The sequence below is a fragment of the Geothrix sp. 21YS21S-4 genome (assembly GCF_030845995.1).
Taxonomy (GTDB): Bacteria; Acidobacteriota; Holophagae; order Holophagales; family Holophagaceae; genus Geothrix.
Window position 1 is genome coordinate 2,427,411 of sequence record NZ_CP132719.1, and the last position, 20,577, is coordinate 2,447,987.

Consider the following 20,577-nt stretch of genomic DNA (forward strand, 5'->3'; position numbering starts at 1 on the left):
GCCTTCTTTGTCTTTTGCGCTTCTTGGTGTCTTGGTGCCTTGGTGGTGATCAGTTCATGTTCTGGAGTTTCGATGCTTTCAATTAAAAATCTCACCGCTTCGATCAACGGCGCCCCGGTGCTGAAGGGGATCGATCTGGAGATCCAGGCGGGAGAGGTCCACGCCATCATGGGCCCCAACGGTTCCGGCAAATCCACGCTGGGCAAGGTGCTGGTGGGCCATCCGGCCTACGAGGTGACCGGCGGCGAGGTTCTGTTCGAGGGGAAGAATCTTTTCGAGCTGGAGGCGGATGAGCGGGCCCGAGCGGGGCTGTTCATGGGCTTCCAGCACCCCATCGAGGTCCCCGGCGTCAGCAACGCCGCCTTCCTGCGCCTCGCCTACAACAAGAAGGCCGAGGCCGAGGGCCGCGAGGAACTGGATCCCCTGGAATTCGACGACTTCATCCACGAGAAGATCAAGCTGGTGGCCATGCGCGAGGAATTCCTCGACCGCAGCCTGAACGAGGGCTTCAGCGGCGGCGAGAAGAAGCGCAACGAGATCCTGCAGATGGCCGTCCTGGAGCCCAAGCTCGCCATCCTGGACGAGCTGGACAGCGGCCTGGACATCGACGCCCTGCGCGTCCTGGGCGACGCCGTGAACCGGCTTCAGCGCCCCGACCGGGCGCTGCTGATCATCACCCACTTCCCGCGCATCCTGGAGACCATCCGGCCCCAGTTCGTGCATGTCCTCTCGGGCGGCCGGATCCTGAAGAGCGCCGGGAAGGAACTGGCGACCGAGTTGGAAGAGCGCGGCTACGACTGGGTTCTGGAGGAAGCCGCCGCCGGGGGAGCCCGATGACCACGGCCACCGCTCCGGGCCTCCTGGCCGACCTGCTCGCCGCGCCCCGGCCCGCGGGCTGGGCTGCGCAGCGCGAGGCCGCCGAGGCGCGACTCGCCGGCCGCGGCCTTCCCACCACGCACGAGGAAGCCTGGAAGTACACCGACCTGCGCGCCCTCGAGGCGACGGTCTTGGAGCTCGCGCCGCCCGCCTCCGCCGACCTCAGCCCCTATCCCCTTCCGGAGATGGTGGGCACCCGCCAGGTCTTCGTGAACGGCCGCCACGACCCGCACGGGAGCTGCGTCTCCGCGGTCCCCGCCGGAGTCCGGTTCTTCCCAATCTCCGCCGCCAGCGAGGCCTGCCAGCTCCTGGGCAGCCTGGGAGAGGGCGCCCGCGGAACGTTCGAGGACCTGAACACCGCCCGCTTCCAGGACGGCGCTGTGATCCTGGTGCCCCGCAACCTGAAGGTCGCGCTGCCGCTCCACCTCCTGTTCCTGACGCGGGCCGCAGCTCCCGTCGCCGTCTTCCCCCGCCTCCTCGTGGTCCTGGAGCCCGGCGCCGAGCTGGAGCTGGTGGAGGAGCACCACGGCGAGGGGACCTACCTCAGCGCCCCCGTCGTCGAGATCCGCGTGGCCGAAGGCGCGATCCTGCATCACGAGCGGATCCAGCGCGAGTCCGCCGAGGCCTTTCATGTGGGCACGCTCCGGGCGGACGTGGCGAAGGGCGGGCAGTACCACTCCCGCACCCTCAGCTTCGGCGCCCGCCTCTCGCGCCAGGAGCCCCATCTCCGCCTGGCGGAAGGCGCCCAGGCGAGCCTCGACGGCCTGGCCCTGCTGGGCGGCGCCCAGGTGGCCGACACCCACAGCTTCCTGCACCACGCCGAGGCCCACGCTTCCAGCCAGCAGCTCCACAAGTGCATCGTGGACGGCCAGGCGCGGGCGGTCTTCAACGGCCGGATTCTGGTCGCCAAGGGCGCCCAGGGGACGGACGCGCGGCAGCAGAGCCGCAACCTGCTGCTGTCCGGAACCGCCCGCGTGGACACCAAGCCGCAGCTGGAGATCTACGCCGACGACGTGAAGTGCAGCCACGGCGCGGCCGTGGGCCAGCTCGATCCCGAGGAGCTGTTCTACCTCGAGAGCCGCGGCCTGAACGCCGACGACGCCCGGAACCTCCTCACCTACGGCTTCGCCGCGGACCTGTTCACGCGGGTGCGCGTGGCGAGCCTCCGGCGGGCCCTCCGCCACCTCGTCCTGGCCCACACCCAGGCCGGCGGGTCCCTGGGAGACCTCTCGTGACCGCCCTCCCCACGTCCCTGGACAGTCCCCTCGACGTCGCCGCCGTCCGCCGGGACTTCCCGCTGCTGTCGCGCAATTTCCACGGCAAGCCCGTGGTCTACCTCGACAGCGCGGTGAGCGGCCAGATGCCCGTGCAGGTCATCGAGCGCATGGCGAAGTACGAGCGGGAGGAGCACACCAACGTCCACCGCGGGGTCAGCACCCTCAGCCAGGAGGCCACGGACTTCTACGAGGCCGCCCGCGAGAAGGTCCGCCGCTTCATCGGCGCGGGCTCCGCCCGGGAGATCGTGTGGACGCGCGGGACCACCGAGGCCATCAACCTCGTCGCCCAGACCTTCGGACGGAAGGTGATCCAGGCGGGCGACGAGATCCTGCTGTCGGCCATGGAGCACCACGCCGACATCGTGCCCTGGCAGATGCTGGCCGAGGAGCGGGGCGCAACGATCAAGGTCATCCCCATGAACGACGCGGGCGAGCTGATCCTGGACTCGCTGGACGAACTCATCACGGACCGCACGCGGATCCTCGGCGTGGTCCACGTCAGCAACGTCCTCGGCACCGTGAATCCCGTGAAGGAGATCGTGGCGAAGGCGCACGCCAAGGGCGTCCCCGTGCTGGTGGACGGCGCCCAGGCGGTGCCCCACATGAAGGTTGACGTGCGCGACCTGGACGCGGATTTCTACGTCTTCAGCGGGCACAAGCTGTCGGGCCCCACCGGCATCGGCGTCCTCTACGGCAAGCTGGCGCAGCTGGAGGCCCTGCCGCCCTGGCAGGGCGGGGGCAACATGATCCGCTCCGTCACGTGGGAGAAGACCACCTACATGGCGGTCCCCGGCCGGTTCGAGGCGGGGACGCCACCCATCGCCGCCGCCATCGGCCTGGGCGCGGCCATCGACTACATCGCGGCCCTGGGCATGGACCGCATCGCCGCCCAGGAGCAGGACCTGCTCGCCTACGCCACGGAGCGGCTGGCCGCCATTCCCGGCCTGCGCATCCTCGGAACCGCCCGCGACAAGGCCAGCGTCCTCTCCTTCGTGGTGGAGGGCATCCATCCCCACGACATGGGCAGCCTGCTCGATGCGGAAGGCATCGTCGTCCGCGCCGGCCACCACTGCGCCCAGCCCGTCATGACGCGCTTCGGCGTCCCCGCCACCACCCGCGCCAGCTTCGCCTACTACAACACCCGGGAGGACGTGGACGCGCTGGTCTCGGCGGTCTTGAATGCCATTGAGGTTTTCAAATGAAACCGATCACCACCAAGACGCCAAAGCACCAAGAACTGCAAAAGCCTTTTTGTTTTTTCTTGGCCTCTTGGTGTCCGGGTGATTCGTCCTTTTGCCCTTCGCATCGGGAAAACCCATGACCGACCCCCGCGAGCTTTACCAGCAGGTGATCCTGGAGCACAACAAGAAGCCCCGGAATTTCGGGAAGCTGGAGACGTGCACCCACCACGCGGAGGGCCACAATCCCCTCTGCGGGGACCAGCTCGACCTCACCCTCGTGGTGGAGGACGGCGTGGTGCGGGACATCAAGTTCCAGGGCAGCGGCTGCGCCATCGACACCGCCAGCGCCAGCCTGATGACGGGCGCCGTGAAGGGCCGGCCGGTGGCGGAAGCCGAGGCCATGGCCGAGCAGTTCCGCGGGATGGTGCGCGGCGATCTGGATCCCGCCCAGGCGTCCCTGCTCGGCAAGCTCACCCTCTTCCAGGGCGTTAAGGACCTTCCCAGCCGCGTGAAGTGCGCCGTCCTCCCCTGGGCCACCCTCCACGCCGCGCTCAAAGGGGAAGAGGAAGTTTCCACGGAGTAATGCATTGAAACCGCAGATGTCGCAGATCACGCAGATGAGGACGGATGTGACCCCGGGCGTTTTTTCATCTGCGCTCCTCTGCGACATCTGCGGTTAACAAAGAAGGCTTCTGACCATGCCCAAGATCGCTGAAATCGAGTACACCCCCAACCCCAACGCGGTGAAGTTCGTGCTGAAGGAGCCGGTGGCCATCGGCTTTCCCAAGTCCTATCCCAACGTGGAGACGGCCGAGCACGACGACCTGGCCAAGGCGCTGTTCGCCGTGGGGAACGTGGTCTCGGTGTTCATGCAGGACAAGTTCCTGACGGTCACCAAGACGGACGCGAAGGGCTGGCCGGAGATGCTGCCTCTCCTGGCCGCTCCCATCCGGGCCGCGGCGGGCGCGGGCGGCGGGACCTCCGCAACCCCGGCCCCCCGGGTCTTCAGCAAGGTGGACGACGAGAACGACCCCATGCTGAAGGACATCCGCATGGTCCTGGAGAGCGCCATCCTTCCGGCCCTGGCGGCGGACGGCGGCGGCTTGGAACTGGTGGGCCGCCACGAGAAGCAGGTCATGATCCGTTATATGGGCGCCTGCGGGAGCTGCCCCGCAAGCCTGACGGGCACGCTGGTCGCCATCGAAGGCATGCTCCAGAAGGAAGTCGATCCCGAGATCGTCGTCATCTCCGTCTAGCCTTGCCCCGCAAGTGATGAGGGCCGACTGGAACCGGTGGGCCGCCCCGAGAAGCAGGTCGTGATCCGGATGGATGCTCGTAGTGGGGGCGCCTGCGGGAGCTGCCCCGCGAGCCTGACGGGCACGCTGGTCGCCATCGAAGGCATGCTCCAGAAGGAAGTTGATCCGGAGATCGTCGTCATCTCCGTCTAGCCTTGCTCCCCGCAAGCGATGAGGGCCGACTGGAACCGGTGGGCCGCCCCGAGAAGCAGGTCATGATCCGGATGGATGCTCATAGTGGGGGCGCCTGCGGAAGCTGCCCCGCGAGCCTGACGGGCACGCTGGTCGCCATCGAAGGCATGCTCCAGAAGGAAGTCGATCCGGAGATCGTCGTCATCTCCGTCTAGCCTTGCCCTGCAAGTGATGAGGGCCGACTGGAACCGGTGGGCCGCCCCAAGAAGCAGGTCATGATCCGGATGGATGCTCGTAGTGGGGGCGCCTGCGGAAGCTGCCCCGCGAGCCTGACCGGCACGCTGGTCGCCATCGAAGGCATGTTCCAGAAGGAAGTCGATCCGGAGATCGTCGTCATCTCGGTCTAGAAGTCGAAGGCGATCTCCGTCCGGCGCGCGGTTTCGATGGGCTCATAACCCTGCTCGAGGACGTCGGCGGAGGACCTTCCCACCCGCACCAGCGTGGAGACGCGCGTGCCGTAGGTGGGCGTTCGGACGAAGATGGGCGACAGTGCCCGCTCGATCTCCAGGGGAACGCCCGTGCGGGGAAGCTCGGCGTCGGAGGACCGGCGCTCGTCCGCCAGGATCCGCAACAGCTCGGCGTCCGATGGAAAGCCCTCCGTCAGCGCGGCGCGGAGGGCTTCGGCCTTGGGCCAGGGTTCGTCGAAGTCGCCGTTGGAGACGACGTGGAGGCCGGGATCGAAGGCCACGGCGCGGTCGTGCCGGCTTTCGTAGCCGACCAGGGCCTCGCCGTCGAAGAGCAGCAGGTTGAAGGGCGCGTAGGCGGACGCGGTGGGGCGGAGATCCTCCACGAACGCCCTCGCGGATTGCCTCTCAGCAAGAAATGCGGCGGGAAGCGTCCCGCGGGACGGGGCGTCCTCGGGCCGCGGCGCCGGACTCCGGAAGTTGGTCAGGGCCGCCAGGCGGCCGTCCCGGGAGAGGCCCAGCCAGGTTCCGCCCGCCTGAAGGTCCCGCCCGGCCAGGATCCGGCCGCCCTCCCACCAGCTCAGGGGCGCCGTGGGGCGGGCGTGGAACTCGTCGCGGTTGGCGGCCAGGCGCAGGGGCTCGGGGCTTCCGGGGCGCCACAGGAAGGCGATCAGGCACATGGGAGGATTGTCCCTCCGGCAAGCTTTCCTGGCCAACGGCGGGTTCCCGGGATAACCTGTCCGTTCTGCCGGACTTCGCGTGCCGGGATTCCAGCGCACCGCCAGAGAGTGGGCGCAACCAAACGAGGTGGACTTCATGTCCAAGTTAGAAGCAATCATCAAGGGGATGGCCCCCAAGCAGATGGGCCGCATCACCGTGCTGGACACGGCCTTTGAGGAGGACAACCCGGAGAGCCAGGAGTTCCTGGCCGCCCTGCAGGGCGAAACCCGCGGCCTCCGCGAAGAGGAAGTCGTGCGGGGCGTCGTCGTGGAAATCCGCGGCAAGGACGTCATCGTCGACATCGGCTACAAGGGCTCGGGCACCGTCAACCTGGATGAGTTCAACAATCCCGACGGCACCCAGGGCGTCCAGGTGGGCGAGGTCGTCGAAGTGCTGCTCGAGATGCTGGAGGACGCCAACGGCAACGTGCGCCTCAGCCGCGAGCGCGCCGAGAAGATGAAGATCTGGGACGAGGTCGAGAAGGCCTTCCGCTCCAACATGACCGTCCACGGCACCGTCCTGGAGAAGGTCAAGGGCGGCCTGGCGGTGGACATCGGCATCCGGGCCTTCCTGCCCGGCAGCCAGGTGGACATGAAGCCCGTCCGCAACCTGGATCCCTACCTCGGCAAGTCCTTCGACATGAAGGTCATCAAGGTGAACCGCCGCCGGGGCAACATCGTGCTGTCCCGCAAGCTGTTCCTCGAGACCATCAACGCGAGCCTGAAGGAAGAGACCCTGGCGGGCCTCGAGGAAGGCAAGCTGGTCGAGGGCACCATCAAGAACATCACCGAGTACGGCGCCTTCGTCGACCTCGGCGGTGTGGACGGCCTGCTGCACATCACCGACATGTCCTGGGGCCGGCTCAACCACCCCAGCGAGATGTTCCAGGTGGGCGACAAGGTCGAAGTGGCCGTGCTCAAGTACGACAAGGACACGGAGCGCGTCAGCCTCGGCTACAAGCAGAAGTTCCCGGATCCCTGGCTGTCCGTGGAGGAGCGCTACCCCATCCAGGCCACGGTCAAGGGCAAGGTCGTCTCCATCACCGACTACGGCGCATTCGTGGAGCTGGAGCCCGGCATCGAGGGCCTGGTCCACGTCTCCGAGATGAGCTGGACCAAGAAGGTCAAGTCCGCCAAGGGCATGGTCAACCTGGGCGACCAAGTCGAGGCCCTGATCCTGCAGGTCGACAGCGAGAACCGCCGCATCAGCCTCGGCATGAAGCAGATCACCCCCAACCCCTGGATGGCCATCGCCGAGAAGTACCAGCCCGGCATGATCGTCACGGGCGTGGTCCGCAACATCACCGAGTTCGGCGCCTTCGTCGAGCTGGAAGAGGGCATCGACGGCCTGATCCACGTGTCCGACTTCAGCTGGACCAAGAAGATCAAGCACCCCGGCGAGATCGTGAAGAAGGGCGACAGCGTCACCGCCAAGGTCCTCAACCTGGATCCCCTGGCCCAGCGCATGAGCCTCGGCGTGAAGCAGATGGAACCCAACGTCTGGGAGATCTTCTTCGAGAGCCACAACGTCGGCGACGTCCTCACCGGCAAGATCGCCCGGCTGACCGACTTCGGCGCCTTCGTCGACCTCGGCGACGGCATCGAGGGCCTGGTGCACGTCTCCGAACTGAGCCGCAAGCGGGTGGAGGACATCCAGAAGGAGTTCACCGCCGGCCAGGACCTCACCATGAAGATCGTCAAGCTCGATCCCACCGAGCGGCGCATCGGCCTCTCCGTCAAGCAGCTGGAGCAGGACATGGAGCGCGGCGACATGGAAGCCGCCAAGGCCCGCCAGCCCGAGTTCAAGAAGGCGACGCTGGCCGACGCCTTCAACAAGGCCGAGCGGGAGTAGGTTCCCTCCCCCTCACAGGACGAGGCCCCCGCGAGGGGGCTTCGTCGTTGAGGATCCTGGAGTTGTCTTTCCAGGTCCGCCGGAAAGGCTTGCGGGACGCGGGATTCCGCCGCTTCCCCACTCTCCGAAAAGGCCTAAATCCTGTTGCTGCACCCTCGCGCCGCTGGATAAACTCGGGATTAATCGAATGTCGGTCCAAGCCGCAAAGGAAGCTCCATGAGCGAACTTACCCGGAAGGAAGTGGTCTTCATCCTCAAGTCGGGGAAGAACTTCCAGCGCACCGATTTGAGCGGCCTCGACCTGCGGGGCTTCGACTTCTCCGGGGCCAACCTGTCCGAAGCCAACCTGGCGGGCGCGGTGCTCAACGAGACGCGCCTGAGCGGCGCCAACCTCGCCGGCGCGGATCTCCGCCTGGCCAACCTCGACGAAGCGGATCTGGAGGGCGCCAACCTCAGCCGCGCGCGCCTCGCCGGGGCCAATTTCGCGGGCGCCAACCTCTCCGGCACCGACCTCACCTTCTTCGACATCCAGCAGTACGAGCCCGCCACCGTGCCCAACCTCCATGGGGCGGTCCTCGCCGGCGCGGCGCTCACCGGCGTGATCCTCACGGGCGTGAACCTCAGCGGCAAGAATCTGCGCGGCGCCAACCTCAGCGGCGCCGACCTCCGCCAGACCATCCTCGAAGGCGCGGACCTGCGCGGCGCCAACGTGAGCCAGGCCAACCTGGTGGGCGCCAACCTCGCGGGCGCGGACCTCTCCGGCGCCAACCTCCAGGGCGCCACCCTGGGCGGAGCCAACCTGAACCTGGCCAACCTGGGCGGGAGCAACCTGTCGGACGCCGATCTCCACTGGGCCAGCCTCACAGAGGCCAACCTGGAGGGCGCGAACCTCAGCCGGGCGAACCTGAAGGGCACCAACCTCAGCGGGGCCAACCTGCGCGGCGCGGACCTCCGGCACCTCGACATCCTGAAGTACGAAAAGGACGACGTGCCCAAGCTGAAGGGCGCGAACCTCAGCGGCGCCAACCTGCACGGGACCAACCTGCGGGCCATGGACCTGGGCCGCACCAACCTCAGCGGCGCGGATCTCGCCGAGACCGTCCTCCGCCAGGCCAACCTCGAAGGCGCCGACCTACACGAGGCCAACCTGCGGGCCGCGGACCTCAGCGGCTGCAACCTCAGCGGCGCGGGGCTCGTCGGCGCCAACCTCGGCGCGGCCCAGCTCGGCGGCGCGGTCCTCAGCAACACGGATCTGCGCGGCGCGGATCTCACGGGCGCCGACCTGCGGGACATCAACCTCGGCGGCGCCAACCTCAGCGGCGCCAACCTGACGGGCGCGAGCCTCACCGGTGCGCAGCTCGACGGCGCGGTCCTCGTGGGCACCCTGCTCGTGGGCGCCAACCTCGCCAGCGTGGACCTCTCCCGCAAGAACATGAAGGGCGCGGATCTCTCCCGCGCCGACCTCACCCACGCCAACCTGGACGGGGCCAGCCTCGCCGGCGCCCTGTTCACCGACGCCAAGCTGCAGGAGACCCACCTGGGCGGCGCCAACCTCCGGGGCGCCAAGCTCAGCGGGGACGACCTCCGCACTGCCAACCTCTGCGGCGCGGACCTGTCGGAAGCCGACCTCTCCGGCGCCGATCTGGCGGGCAGCATCCTCAGCGCCAACCTGCACGAGGCCAACCTCTTCGCCGCCAACCTCCGGGGCGCCACGCTGGACCGCGCGGTTCTCACCGGCGCGAACCTGTCCGCGGTGGACCTCAGCGGCTTCGTCCTCGAAGGCATGGACTTGAACCGGGCCGTCCTGAACGGCGCCAACCTCGCCGGCGCCAAGCTGCGGGGCGCCATCTTCCGCGGCGCCCAGGCCCTGGGCGCGGACCTCAGCGGCACGGACCTCGCGAGCGCGGACCTCCGGAACTCGGATTTCAGCGGATCCAACTTCTTCGCCTGCAACCTCGAAGGCGCGAACCTGCGGGAGGCCAACCTCGCGTCCCTCCCCACGGAATCCCGCGGCGAGTACCGCACCAACCTGAGCAACTCCAACCTCAGCCGAACCAACCTCAGCGGCGCCAATCTCTACCAGGCCAATCTGAACGAGGCGAACCTCGTGAACGCCGACCTCACCGGCGCCAGCCTGGTGTGGGCCGACCTCCGGGGCGTGGATCTCCGCCAGACCTCCCTCAAGAACACGGACCTGCGCCAGGCCAACCTGGACGGCGCCAACCTGTGCGGCGCGGACCTGCGCGAGACGATCCTCCAGGACGCCTACCTGGACGGGGCCAACCTCTCGGGCGCCAACCTCTCGGGCGTGAACCTGTCCGGCGCCGACCTGCGCCACACCAACCTGATCGACGCCAGCCTCGACGGCGCCGACCTGAGTTCCGCCAACCTCAACGGCGCGAACATGGTGTGGGCCAACCTGAGCGGCGCCAACCTCGGCCGGGCGAACCTCAACCGGGCCAAGCTCAGCGGCGCCAACCTCGGCGGCGCGGACCTGCGCGAAGCCAACCTGGACGAAGCGAACCTGGACGCCACCAACCTCACCGGCGCCAAGCGCTGAAGCCGTAGCCTTTCGCGAAGAAGCGGGCCGATGGGCCCGCTTCTTCGTCTCTGCCCTTCTTGGTGTCTTCGCGTCTTGGTGGGGATCTTTATCTTTATGAACGCAAATACCGTCAGAACCGCCGGTCGGGAATCCGTCCCGCGGGAATGAAATCGTGGGTGCCGCTGGCGGAAGGCGCGTAGCGCTCCGGGCGCTCGGGGGTCCACTCGTCCCGCCGGGGCACCAGGGGAACGGGCTCGCGCTCCACCGGCGCCGTCGCGGATGGGGCGGTGGTGTGCTGCGAGCAGCTCCCCATCAGCGTTCCGCCCTCGTCCACCACCAGCGTTTCCAGCTGGACCTCACCCTCGACCCAGCCCGCGCCCAGGATCTCCAGGCAGCCCGCCACCTTGAACACGCCTTCGGCCCGGCCCATCACCGTCAGGCGCTGGGCGTGCACGGCCCCGCGCACGTGCCCGGTGGGGGCGATGGTGACGTGCCCCTCGCTCAGGATGGTGCCCTCCAGCTCCCCTTCGATCCGCAGGCTGGTGGTGCCGGTGCGGATCTCGCCCTGCCAGCGGGAGCCCTCGCCCAGCACCGTCGCGGCGGGGGCGGCGGCGGTCCGCGACGTTCCATTGATCTTTGCGCGGCCGAACATGCGCCTCCCGAAAGCGGAGGGAACGGCGCGGACCGGGATGGCGCCGCGTCCTTCCCCAGAAGGTCTTCCTTCCTATCGTCCCATGCGGCCCCCGAACTTGAGACCGGCCCCTCCCCATCCGGGATGCAATACTCGGAACGAACGCCCCTTCCCTGCCCTTTCGCGGAATCCCATGCGCTTTCTCCATACGTCCGACTGGCACCTCGGCAAGACCCTTTGCAATGCCAACCTTCTGGAGGACCAGGCCCACGCCCTCGACCAGGTGGCGGCGATGGTCAAGGAGGCCGGCGCCGAGGCCCTTGTCGTGGCGGGCGACCTCTACGACCGCGCGGTGCCGCCCAAGGACGCCGTGGCGCTGCTGGACGAATTCCTGGATCGGATCGTGCGCGGGCTGGGGGTGCCCGTCCTGATCATCGCGGGCAACCACGACAGCCCCGAGCGCCTGGGCTTCGCTTCGGGCTTCCTGGGCACCCAGGGGCTGCACGTGGCGGGGCCCCTCGACGCCGACGCCGCCCCCGTGGTCATCGGGGGAACGGCCTTCCACCTTCTGCCCTACGCCGATCCGGCCATGGCGCGCCATGCGTTCCAGGCGGAGGGCGTGCGGACCCACCAGGATGTCCTCGCGGCCCAACTGGCTCGCGCCCGCGCCGTCCACCCCGCGGATCACCGCTTCGTGGCCGTGGCCCACGCCTTCGTCGCGGGGGGCGAGGGCTCCGATTCCGAGCTGGGCCTCGCCATCGGCGGCACTGGCGAGGTGGACGCCGGCCTGTTCAGGGAGTGCGACTACGCGGCCCTGGGCCACCTCCACCGGCCCCAGCAGGCGGGCTTCGCCCACGTCCGCTACGCGGGCAGCCTCCTGAAATACAGCGCCTCCGAAGCCGGCCATGCGAAATCCGCCACCCTGGTGGAGCTGCCGGAGCGCGGCCCCGCCCGCACCGAGATCCTGCCCTTCAGCCCGCGCCGGGACCTCCGCCGGCTCCGGGGGCGGTTCGACGACCTTCTGCGCGGCCCTGAGGGGAACGCCGACGACTACCTGTTCCTGGAGCTGGAGGACACCGGTCCGGTCCTGGACGCCATGGCGCGCCTCCGCCGAATCTACCCCAACATCCTCGGCATCCAGCCCGCGCCGCGCCCCACCACGCCCACCGAAACGGCCCTTTCCGCCGCCGCGGATCGGGAGCTGGATCCCGCCCTGCTGTTCGACGCCTTCTTCCGGGGAGCCGCCGGGCGTCCCATGGACGAAGCCGAGCGCGAACTCTTCCGCGAAGTGGCGGGCCGCAACCTGTCGGGGGAGGCCCCCGAATGAAGCCCCTCAAGCTCACCCTGGAGGCCTTCGGCCCCTACGCCACCCGCCAGGAACTGGATTTCGCGGACCTCTGCGGGCAGGCCTTCTTCCTCATCCATGGCCCCACGGGCGCGGGCAAGACGAGCCTTCTGGACGGGATCAGCTACGCCCTCTACGGCGAGACCAGCGGCGGATTGCGGGAGACGCGCGACCTGCGCAGCCACTTCGCTCCCGCCGAGGTCGCCACCCGCGTGGTCTTCGAGTTCGCCCTGGGCGACCGCCGCTACCGCGTGGAGCGCGCCCCGGAACAGCAGGTCCCCAAGCAGAAGGGCGAGGGCACGAAGAAGCAGGCCTACGTCGCCCACCTGTGGGAGTTGAAGGCGGGCGAGGAAATGCCCCTCGCCACCGAGAAACCCACGGCGGTGGACGCCCAGGTGGCGCAGCTCCTGGGCTTCAAGGCGAGCCAGTTCCGGCAGGTGGTCCTCCTCCCCCAGGGCCGCTTCCAGGAATTCATGCTGGCCGGGTCCGCCGAGCGCCAGGCCATTCTCCAGACCCTGTTCCAGACGGGCCGCTACGCCCGCATCACCGAGGCTCTGGCGGAGGAGGAGAAGACCCTCCGCGAGGCGCTGCGGACGGTCCAGGCGGAGAGCCGCCAGCTCCTGGCCCAGGCCGGCGTGGAGGCCGCCGCCGATCTCCCCGGCTTGCTGCGGACCGGCGCCGAGCGGGTGGAAATCCTGGAGGCCGAGCAGACGGAAGCCGGAACGGCCCTGGCGGCGGCGGACGCCGCCCTCGCCGAAGGCACCCGCGCCGCAGAACGGCTGGCGGAGCAGGCCGCGGCCCGCTCCGAAACCGACCGCCTGCGCGGGCTCGCCCGGATCATGGACGCCCGCCGCGTCGAACTGGACCGCGCCCGCCGCTGCGGCGCCGTCCAACCCGCCCTGGCCCGCCTCGAAGAGAGCCTGGCCCGGGTGGAGGCGCTCCAGGCCGAAGAAGCCCGCCTGGCGGAGGCCTCCGAGGCCCGCGCCCAGGAGCTGGCCCGCGCCGAGGCCACCCTCGCGGAAGCCGAGCAGCACGAGGTGCGCCGGGAGGAACTGCGCCGCACCATCGAGCGCCTGCGCGACCTGGAGCCCAAGCTGGAGGCCCTGGAGCAGGCCCGCACGGAAGCCCGGGAAGCCGCCCTGGAGCGAACCCGGCTGGAGGACCTCGCCGGGTGGCAGAAGCGCCGCCTGGATACCTCGCGCCAGGAGCTGTCGCGCCAGCGCGGGCTGCTTCAGGACGTCCGGACGGAGGCTTCCCAGCTCCCGGGGCGGGAGGGGCTGCTGGTCCTCGTCCGCCAGCGCCGCTCCCAGCGGGAGGACTACGACCGCGCCGCGGAAGCCGTGGACCGCGCCACCGCCGCCCTGGAAACCGCCCGGGAGGCCCAGACCGCCGCCCAGCAGGCCCTCCAGGCCGCGCGGGAGCGGCACCGGGCGCTGGTGGCGCGCCGCCTCGCCGCCCAGGCTTCGCGCCTGGCGCGGGATCTCCAGCCGGGCCAGCCCTGTCCCGTGTGCGGCAGCTCCGCCCACCCCCATCCCGCCCTGACGGCGGCGGACCTGCCGGACGATCAGGAGGTCCGCGACTCCGAGGATCTGCTCGACGCGGCCGAGACCGCCGCCGCGCGCGCCCAGGACGCCTCCGCGTCCCGCCACGCCGCCCTGGCCACGGTCCAGTCCCGGCGGGCGGATCTGGCCCAGCGACTGGGAGAGCACGCCGAGACCGGGCTGGAGACCCTGGCCGCCATTGAGGCGCGACACCGGGAGGACCTGGACCGCAGCCGCACCGCCGAGGCGGGCCTGGCCCGGGCCGAGCAGCGGCTGGCCGACGCGGAGAGCGCCCGGAACCTGGCGGAGGTGCAGCTCTCCGAGACCAACCAGCGCCTGTCCGAACTCCTCGTGCAGGAAGCCGGCGCCAAGGCGCGGATGCAGTTCCTGGAGGACGCTGTCCTGCAGGAACTGCGGGTCCCCGGCGCCCTCTCCACCAAGCGCCGCGAAGCGGAAGACGCGCTGGAGGCCTCGGAAGCCCAACTCCGCACGGCGCGTGAAGCGCGCGAACCCGCTCGGGCCGCGGCGTCCCAGGCCGCGGCGGATCTCAAGGCCCACGGCGCCCGCCGCGAAGCCGCCCAGACGGATTCCTGGAACGCGCAGGGCGCCTTCGACGAGGCCCTGGCCGCCGCCCATTTCCACAGCCGGACCGATTTCGACCTCGCCCAGCGGAGCGCCGAGGTCATGGAGGAACTCGCCGCGAGCCTCGATGCGCACACCGGCGAACTGGCCGCCGCCGCCGACCGGCTGGCCCGCGCGGAAGCCCTCGCCGAGGGCCTGGCCGTGCCCGATCTTCCGGCGCTCCACGCCGCCAAGGACGGGGCCCAGGGGCGCTTCTCCGCCGCGGGCGAAGGCCTGGGCCGCGCCCAGTCCGAACAGGCCGCCCTCGTCCGGCTGGAGGAGGCGCTCACCCGGCTGGAGGTCCGGCGGGAGGCGCAGGAGGGCCGCCACCGCGCGACCGCCAGTCTAGCCAAGGTGGCGAAGGGCGAGGAGGGCGAGCGGGTGTCCTTCGAACGCTACGTCCAGGGCGCCATCCTGGACGAGGTGCTGGTCTCCGCCTCCGGCCGCCTGCTGCGGATGAGCAAGCAGCGCTACGCCCTGCGCCGCGCCGCCGCCAGCACCGACCTTCGCAAGGCCGGCGGGCTCCAGCTGGAGATCACCGACAGTCACACGGGCCGGGCCCGGGCGGTGAGTTCCCTCTCCGGCGGCGAGGGCTTCCAGGCCAGCCTCGCGTTGGCCCTGGGCCTGTCCGACGTGGTCCAGCGCCACGCGGGCGGCATCCGCCTCGACACGGTGTTCATCGACGAGGGCTTCGGCAGCCTGGATCCCGAGGCCCTGGACCTGGCGCTCCGCACGCTGGAGGATCTCAACCAGGGCGGGCGCCTCGTGGGGTTGATCAGCCACCTGGAGGAAGTGAAGGCCCGGATTTCCGCGCGGCTGGAGGTCGTCCCCGGCCCCGGCGGCAGCGTCGCCCGGTTCCGCATCGAGTAGGCCGCGAAGGACGATCATGCCTCGCATGGCGTGGTAGTCTGCGGAGACTCCCGGAGTCCCCATGCTGCGCTCCGCCGCGCCCTTCCTCTGCGCTGCTGTCCTGGCCGCCCAGCCCACGCCCTACCAGAAGGCGCCGGCCGCGATCCGGGCCGTCCTGGACGCGCCGGGCACGCCGTCCTTCCTCGCCAGCCCCAAGGGCGACGCCTTCCTGCTGGTGGAACTGGCCCGCCATCCGTCCATCCGCGACCTGGCCCAGCCCATGGCGCGCCTCGCCGGCCTCCGGTTCAATCCCCGCACGCGCGGGCCCCACGCCCCGCCCCGCCTGCGGAGCCTGGCCCTCCAGCCGATGGAAGGCGGCCCCGCGCGGAGCATTGCCCTTCCGCCCGACGTGGCCTTCGGAGCGCCGCGGTGGGCGCCGGACGGGACCCGCTTCATCCTGACCGGCGCCACCGCCGACGCCACGGAACTGTGGATCGGGGAGACCGCGACCGGCAAGCTCCGGCGGATCGATGGGCTGCGCCTGAACGCCGTGCTGGGCGACGCCATCGACTGGCTGCCGGACGGGACGCTGCTGTGCAAGGCCGTCCCCGCCGCACAGGGCGCGCCGCCCCGGCCCCCCGAAGTTCCGGTGGGGCCGCGCATCCAGGAGAACGAGGGGAAGGCCGCGCCCGCCCCCACCTACCAGGACCTGCTCCAGAACGCCTACGACGAGGATCTGTTCGAGTTCCTGGGCCAGTCCCAGCTCGTCCGCGTGGATCCCGCCGCCGGCACGGTGAAACCCTTCGGCCGTTCCGGCCTGTACGGCGACGTGCGGCCGTCTCCCGACGGGAAGCTCACCCTTGTCGCGCGGCTGCGGCGGCCCTTCTCCTACCTGGTGCCCGCGTCGCAGTTCCCCGTGCGGGAGGAGGTCTGGAACGCGGCGGGCGAGCCGATCCACACCGTCGCCGACCTGCCGCTGGCGGAGGGCATTCCCCTGGAAGGCGTTCGCACCGGTCCGCGTCACATCCATTGGCGGCCCACGGAGCCGGCGACGCTGGCATGGGCGGAGGCCCTGGACGGAGGCGATCCCAAGCGGAAGGCTGAATTCCGCGATCACGTCCTGATGCAGGCCGCGCCCTTCGCCGCCGCGCCCGCGGAACTGATCCGCCTCAAGTCCCGGTTCACAAGCCTCGAATGGGGCGAGCGCGGGGACCTCGCGGTGGTGCGCGAGTACGAGCGGGACCGCCGGTGGACGCGCACTTGGCTCGCGGATCCGGCCGCGCCCGCAAGCGCCCGGCTGGCCTTCGACCTCAGCGCCCACGACCGCTACCGCGATCCGGGAACCTTCGTCCCCCGCCTCCTGCCCAACGGCCACTCGGCGTTGCGCCAGGACGGAAAGGCCCTCTTCCTCACCGGCACCGGCGCGACGCCCGACGGCGATCGGCCCTTCCTGGACCGCTTCGACCCCGCGAACCTGACGACCCGGCGGCTGTTCCGCAGCGGCGAAACCGTCTACGAATCAGCTGTCGCCCTCCTTCCCGCCGGCCGGTTCGTCACCCGCCGCGAAAGCCCGGTGGAGCCGCCGAATTACATCCTGCACGGGGCCGCAGAGAAGGCGCTGACGGCGTTCAAGGACCCGCTGCCCGACCTGCGGAAGATCCGGAAGCGGCTGGTGAAGTACAAGCGCCCCGACGGCGTCGACCTCAGCTTCACGCTCTACCTGCCGCCGGACTACAAGGAGGGCGAGCGCCGCCCGGCGGTGGTGTGGGCCTATCCGCTGGAGTTCACCGACGCGGGCACGGCGGGCCAGGTGAGCGGCTCGGCGAACCGCTTCACCACGCTCGGCGGAATCACCCACCTGTTCTTCCTGCTGTCGGGCTACGTGGTGCTGGACAGCGCCACCATGCCGGTGGTGGGCGATCCCAAGACCGTGAACGACACCTACCTCGACCAGGTGATCGCCAGCGCCAAGGCCGCCATCGACAAGGCGGACGAGCTGGGCGTCATCGATCCCAAGCGCGTGGGCGTCGGCGGCCACAGCTACGGCGCGTTCATGACGGCCAACCTGCTGGCCCATTCCACCCTGTTCCAGGCGGGGATCGCCCGCAGCGGCGCCTACAACCGCACCCTCACCCCCTTCGGGTTCCAGAGCGAGCGGCGGACGCTGTGGGAGGCGCCCGAGATGTACCTGAAAGTCTCGCCCTTCATGGCGGCCGACCACTTCCACGCGCCCATCCTGCTGATCCACGGCGAGGCCGACAACAATTCCGGCACCTTCCCCCTGCAGAGCGAGCGCCTCTACGCCGCCCTCAAGGGCAACGGGCAGAAGGTCCGCTACGTCACCCTGCCCTTGGAATCCCACGGCTACGCGGCCCGCGAATCCGTGGAGCACACGCTGTGGGAGATGCTCCGCTGGTTCGACGTCCACCTGGGGGCCGAGGCGCCCAAGCATCAGTAAATATCCCCCGGCAGAGCCGGGGGCTTTATCAAGTGAGCCGCTCAAAGCGGCTAAGAGGGGTCGCTAACGCGGCCCCATTTCATCGGTGCCACCTCATGGTGGCCACCCCTACCAAGGCAACATCTGCTCCAAGCGCTGGTCCTCCCTTTCTTGTCGACGGATGTATTCCCGCACTGTTGCTTCGTCGCGCCCCACGGTCGATACGAAATATCCTCGGGCCCAGAAATGCTGCCCAACAAAGTTCCGCTTCCTCTCTCCGTAGACTCGAGCCAGGTGAATGGCGCTCTTCCCCTTGATGAATCCGATCACCTGCGATACCGAATACTTCGGTGGAATTGAAATCAGCATATGGACATGGTCACCCATCAGGTGCCCCTCAATGATTCGGCTTTCCTTCTGCTCTGCCAGCTTCTTCAGGACTTCTCCAAGGTGCGGCCTCAACTTCTCGTAGATCGTCTTCCTCCGACACTTCGGCACAAAGACCACGTGGTACTTACACTCCCATCTGGAGTGGCTTAGACTTTCTTCTGAGTCCATCTCAGTTCTCCTCATGTGTGCTTGGCGGCTCACATGAAGATTTCTGCGGTGGACTCCTGTATATGTCAAACATCTACTGCCTCCCCGGCACAGCCGGGGGCTTTCCTATGAGTTGGTAAAATATCGGCAAACACCTATTCAGATTCACGTCGACCGTGGTTTCATGCGGGACCGCGTGTCCGCGTTTTTTCTCTTTTCCCGAAAGCACTTTTCACGCCCCTGGGGCATTTTCTCGATGGAGTGGAACATGGCTTACATGGATTGGCGCACGACCCTGGAAGTGGGGCACCCGAAGATCGACGCGGAGCACAAGTCCCTGGTGGAGACCTTGAACCGCCTGCACGCCGCGATGAAGCAGGGCAAGGGCAAGGACGAGATCGAGCGGACGCTGCTCTTCATGAAGGACTACACGGTCGAGCACTTCAAGAACGAAGAGCGACTGATGATGACCTACCGCTATCCCGGCGCCACGGTCCACTGCGCGGCCCACGCCGACCTGGTGAAGGAAGTGGGCACCTTCATCGCCAATTTCCAGAGCGGCAAGGTGCTGCTCACCTCCTCCGTCCTGAACTTCCTGGAGGACTGGCTGATGAAGCACATCCAGGGCGAGGACATGGCCCTCGGCGCCTTCCTCAAGAGCAAGGGCGTCGTCGCCTGATCAACTGCCGACCAGCGCCTGGCCAGTGGCGACGGGACATGGCTTCCGAATCTGTCATCCTGAAGCCATGTCCCGCAGCGCCGCCATTCTCGGCTCCAGGTCGCAGACGCCCCGCGAGGAGCTGGCCAATTGCCTGACCCACGGGCTGGGCACGGCGCTCTCCATCGCCGGCCTCGTCCTGATGGTGACCTTCGCCGCCGTGGACGGCACGGCGCGGGACGTGGTGGGCGCCGCGATCTTCGGGTCCACGCTGATCCTGCTCTACCTGATGTCCACGCTGTACCACGCTTTCCGCGGGCCGCGCGTGAAGCTGGTCTTCAAGGTCTTCGACCACTCGGCGATCTTCCTGCTCATCGCGGGGACCTACACGCCCTTTTGCCTCTCGGCCCTCGGTCGCGTCAGCCCCGCCTGGGGCTGGACGGTCTTCGGGATCGTGTGGGGCCTGGCCGTTCTGGGAATCACCTTCAAGGGCGTGTTCTACGGCCGGATCGCGGATGCCGCCCTGCGCCCGCCGCCGGTGGACCACCTCCACGCGCCCGAAGGGCGGCCGGTGGATCCCGCCTTCATCAAGCGGATGGGCTGGATCTCCACGGTGATCTACCTGCTCATGGGGTGGATCATCATCATCGCCGCGGCGCCCCTGAGCCGTTCCATCTCCACCGCCGGCCTCGTCTGGCTGTTCGCTGGCGGGTTCTTCTACAGCGCGGGCGCCGCCGTCTACAGCCTGGAGAAACTGCCCTACCACCACGCCCTGTGGCACCTGTTCGTGGTCGCGGGCAGCGCGTGCCACGTGTTCGCCGTCCTGCTCCACGTCATCCCCAAGGGCGGCTGAAGGCGCGTCCTATTTGCGCCGCGCCACCACCACCAGGTCGGACGAGGCGGGCGTCCAGGGATCGGCGGTCATGGAACCCAGGGTTTCGCGGAGTTCGAAGCCGGCGGCTTCCAGGAACGCCTCCACCTCCGCGCGGCGCCACCCGCGGAGCTTCACCTCTTCCGCGGAGATCAGCTCCAGCGGCGGCTCCGCGCCGGGCCGCCAGCGGAGGGTCGCGGGCGTGAACGTGATGTGGCCGTCCGCTCCGTGGGTCATCAGGCGGAGGAAGACCGTCTCGCCGTCCCCTTCGCCGGGCCGCACCATCACGGGAAAGGCGCGCTCGCCCCGGTCCAGGATGCGGTCGTAGTTGAGGAGCTGAAGCAGCAGGATCCCGCCGGGGAGAAGCCGCTCCGCCAGCCCTTCAAAGCAGCGGCGCACGTCCGCCTCCTCCGTCAGGTGCGGCAGGGTGTTGCCCAGGCAGATCGCGCCCCCGAAGGGCGGCTCCGCCAAGTCGCCGAGGGCCGTGAGGCTGCCGTGGAGGTAGCGGCCTGCGGGGTCCGCTTCCCGGGCCGCGGCCACCTGGGCGGGCGACGCGTCCAGGCCCGTGGGCTCGAAGCCCAGGGACGCCAGGAAGCGGGCGTGCTCGCCGCTGCCGCAGCCCAGATCCAGGATGCGGCGCGACGGCGCGGCCTCCAGCGCTCGGCGAAGGAGCGGCTCCTCGCGCTTCAGCCGCTCGGGCCACGCGATGAGCCCGCGGTAGGAAAGCCGCCCGTAGCGGTCCGGTTCCAC

Annotated in this window: 18 protein-coding genes and 1 pseudogene; 15 read left to right on the forward strand and 4 right to left on the reverse strand. The window is 69.2% G+C overall.

Translation table 11 applies throughout. The features are described 5' to 3' along the window. The first annotated feature begins 72 nt into the window (after positions 1-72). The 8 genes and pseudogenes from sufC (at position 73) to RAH39_RS11130 (ending at position 5,168) form a co-directional block, all read left to right on the forward strand. Positions 73-837: a Fe-S cluster assembly ATPase SufC gene (sufC, locus tag RAH39_RS11095; protein ID WP_306590169.1), complete on the forward strand. Its 765-nt coding sequence runs from the start codon at positions 73-75 to the stop codon at positions 835-837. After that, positions 834-2,111 (forward strand): Fe-S cluster assembly protein SufD, encoded by a 1,278-nt coding sequence (gene sufD / locus RAH39_RS11100; protein WP_306590170.1) that lies wholly within the window; start codon positions 834-836, stop codon positions 2,109-2,111. The genes sufC and sufD overlap by 4 nt, the downstream gene beginning before the upstream one ends. After that, positions 2,108-3,355: a SufS family cysteine desulfurase gene (locus tag RAH39_RS11105; protein ID WP_373467326.1), complete on the forward strand. Its 1,248-nt coding sequence runs from the start codon at positions 2,108-2,110 to the stop codon at positions 3,353-3,355. The genes sufD and RAH39_RS11105 overlap by 4 nt, the downstream gene beginning before the upstream one ends. Positions 3,356-3,470: 115 nt before the next feature. Then, entirely contained in the window at positions 3,471-3,917 is a 447-nt protein-coding gene (gene sufU / locus RAH39_RS11110; RefSeq protein WP_306590171.1) for a Fe-S cluster assembly sulfur transfer protein SufU, read from the forward strand. A gap of 115 nt (positions 3,918-4,032) precedes the next feature. Then, complete coding sequence (locus RAH39_RS11115) at positions 4,033-4,590, forward strand: NifU family protein (RefSeq protein ID WP_306590172.1); 558 nt, start codon at positions 4,033-4,035, stop codon at positions 4,588-4,590. Between the two features lie 21 nt (positions 4,591-4,611). Further along, a pseudogene (locus RAH39_RS11120) lies at positions 4,612-4,782 on the forward strand (NifU family protein); the annotation flags it as partial. A gap of 2 nt (positions 4,783-4,784) precedes the next feature. Then, on the forward strand, positions 4,785-4,976 hold the full coding sequence (locus RAH39_RS11125) for a NifU family protein (RefSeq protein WP_306590173.1): 192 nt from the start codon (positions 4,785-4,787) through the stop codon (positions 4,974-4,976). Positions 4,977-5,036: 60 nt separating this feature from the next. Beyond that, positions 5,037-5,168, forward strand: a complete 132-nt coding sequence (locus RAH39_RS11130) for a hypothetical protein (RefSeq protein WP_373467327.1) — start codon at positions 5,037-5,039, stop codon at positions 5,166-5,168. Here RAH39_RS11130 and RAH39_RS11135 read toward each other — a convergent pair. After that, on the reverse strand, positions 5,165-5,905 hold the full coding sequence (locus tag RAH39_RS11135; protein ID WP_306590174.1) for an NRDE family protein: 741 nt from the start codon (positions 5,903-5,905) through the stop codon (positions 5,165-5,167). The two genes, RAH39_RS11130 and RAH39_RS11135, sit on opposite strands and share 4 nt — an antisense overlap. 136 nt (positions 5,906-6,041) lie before the next feature. Here RAH39_RS11135 and RAH39_RS11140 point away from each other — a divergent pair, with 136 nt between their 5' ends. Both RAH39_RS11140 and RAH39_RS11145 read left to right on the forward strand, forming a co-directional pair. After that, positions 6,042-7,796, forward strand: coding sequence for a 30S ribosomal protein S1 (locus RAH39_RS11140; protein ID WP_306590175.1), 1,755 nt, complete (start codon positions 6,042-6,044; stop codon positions 7,794-7,796). A gap of 216 nt (positions 7,797-8,012) precedes the next feature. Next, on the forward strand, positions 8,013-10,355 hold the full coding sequence (locus RAH39_RS11145; RefSeq protein ID WP_306590176.1) for a pentapeptide repeat-containing protein: 2,343 nt from the start codon (positions 8,013-8,015) through the stop codon (positions 10,353-10,355). Between the two features lie 112 nt (positions 10,356-10,467). Here the strand turns inward: RAH39_RS11145 and RAH39_RS11150 are convergent, their stop codons facing one another. Continuing rightward, a complete protein-coding gene (locus RAH39_RS11150; RefSeq protein WP_306590177.1) occupies positions 10,468-10,989 on the reverse strand; it encodes a bactofilin family protein in 522 nt (173 codons plus the stop codon). A gap of 172 nt (positions 10,990-11,161) precedes the next feature. Between RAH39_RS11150 and RAH39_RS11155 the strand changes: the two genes are divergently transcribed. From RAH39_RS11155 to RAH39_RS11165, 3 genes are all read left to right on the forward strand, one after another. Then, positions 11,162-12,295, forward strand: coding sequence for an exonuclease SbcCD subunit D (locus RAH39_RS11155; protein ID WP_306590178.1), 1,134 nt, complete (start codon positions 11,162-11,164; stop codon positions 12,293-12,295). Next, positions 12,292-15,345 (forward strand): AAA family ATPase, encoded by a 3,054-nt coding sequence (locus RAH39_RS11160; RefSeq protein WP_306590179.1) that lies wholly within the window; start codon positions 12,292-12,294, stop codon positions 15,343-15,345. The genes RAH39_RS11155 and RAH39_RS11160 overlap by 4 nt, the downstream gene beginning before the upstream one ends. Before the next feature lie 61 nt (positions 15,346-15,406). Continuing rightward, positions 15,407-17,782 carry a S9 family peptidase gene (locus RAH39_RS11165; protein ID WP_306590180.1) on the forward strand — a complete coding sequence of 792 codons (2,376 nt, stop codon included), beginning with the start codon at positions 15,407-15,409 and terminating at the stop codon, positions 17,780-17,782. A gap of 108 nt (positions 17,783-17,890) precedes the next feature. On the opposite strand, the gene tnpA is transcribed toward RAH39_RS11165, so the two are convergent. Further along, a complete protein-coding gene (tnpA, locus tag RAH39_RS11170) occupies positions 17,891-18,319 on the reverse strand; it encodes an IS200/IS605 family transposase (RefSeq protein ID WP_306592105.1) in 429 nt (142 codons plus the stop codon). 247 nt (positions 18,320-18,566) lie between these two features. Between tnpA and RAH39_RS11175 the strand changes: the two genes are divergently transcribed. Both RAH39_RS11175 and RAH39_RS11180 read left to right on the forward strand, forming a co-directional pair. Beyond that, on the forward strand, positions 18,567-18,977 hold the full coding sequence (locus tag RAH39_RS11175) for a bacteriohemerythrin (RefSeq protein ID WP_306590181.1): 411 nt from the start codon (positions 18,567-18,569) through the stop codon (positions 18,975-18,977). A gap of 67 nt (positions 18,978-19,044) precedes the next feature. After that, positions 19,045-19,809 carry a PAQR family membrane homeostasis protein TrhA gene (locus RAH39_RS11180; RefSeq protein ID WP_306590182.1) on the forward strand — a complete coding sequence of 255 codons (765 nt, stop codon included), beginning with the start codon at positions 19,045-19,047 and terminating at the stop codon, positions 19,807-19,809. 9 nt (positions 19,810-19,818) lie between these two features. On the opposite strand, the gene RAH39_RS11185 is transcribed toward RAH39_RS11180, so the two are convergent. After that, positions 19,819-20,577 carry a class I SAM-dependent methyltransferase gene (locus tag RAH39_RS11185; RefSeq protein ID WP_306590183.1) on the reverse strand — a complete coding sequence of 253 codons (759 nt, stop codon included), beginning with the start codon at positions 20,575-20,577 and terminating at the stop codon, positions 19,819-19,821.

Bases quoted from the DNA above. Each gene is read 5' to 3' on its own strand.
- RAH39_RS11180 (WP_306590182.1), top strand. From the start codon at position 19,045: ATGTCCCGCAGCGCCGCCATTCTCGGCTCCAGGTCGCAGACGCCCCGC.
- RAH39_RS11130 (WP_373467327.1), top strand. From the start codon at position 5,037: ATGATCCGGATGGATGCTCGTAGTGGGGGCGCCTGCGGAAGCTGCCCC.
- RAH39_RS11145 (WP_306590176.1), top strand. From the start codon at position 8,013: ATGAGCGAACTTACCCGGAAGGAAGTGGTCTTCATCCTCAAGTCGGGG.
- tnpA (WP_306592105.1), bottom strand. From the start codon at position 18,319: ATGGACTCAGAAGAAAGTCTAAGCCACTCCAGATGGGAGTGTAAGTAC.
- RAH39_RS11115 (WP_306590172.1), top strand. From the start codon at position 4,033: ATGCCCAAGATCGCTGAAATCGAGTACACCCCCAACCCCAACGCGGTG.
- RAH39_RS11155 (WP_306590178.1), top strand. From the start codon at position 11,162: ATGCGCTTTCTCCATACGTCCGACTGGCACCTCGGCAAGACCCTTTGC.
- sufU (WP_306590171.1), top strand. From the start codon at position 3,471: ATGACCGACCCCCGCGAGCTTTACCAGCAGGTGATCCTGGAGCACAAC.
- sufD (WP_306590170.1), top strand. From the start codon at position 834: ATGACCACGGCCACCGCTCCGGGCCTCCTGGCCGACCTGCTCGCCGCG.
- RAH39_RS11135 (WP_306590174.1), bottom strand. From the start codon at position 5,905: ATGTGCCTGATCGCCTTCCTGTGGCGCCCCGGAAGCCCCGAGCCCCTG.
- RAH39_RS11150 (WP_306590177.1), bottom strand. From the start codon at position 10,989: ATGTTCGGCCGCGCAAAGATCAATGGAACGTCGCGGACCGCCGCCGCC.
- RAH39_RS11175 (WP_306590181.1), top strand. From the start codon at position 18,567: ATGGCTTACATGGATTGGCGCACGACCCTGGAAGTGGGGCACCCGAAG.
- RAH39_RS11160 (WP_306590179.1), top strand. From the start codon at position 12,292: ATGAAGCCCCTCAAGCTCACCCTGGAGGCCTTCGGCCCCTACGCCACC.
- RAH39_RS11165 (WP_306590180.1), top strand. From the start codon at position 15,407: ATGCTGCGCTCCGCCGCGCCCTTCCTCTGCGCTGCTGTCCTGGCCGCC.
- RAH39_RS11140 (WP_306590175.1), top strand. From the start codon at position 6,042: ATGTCCAAGTTAGAAGCAATCATCAAGGGGATGGCCCCCAAGCAGATG.
- sufC (WP_306590169.1), top strand. From the start codon at position 73: ATGCTTTCAATTAAAAATCTCACCGCTTCGATCAACGGCGCCCCGGTG.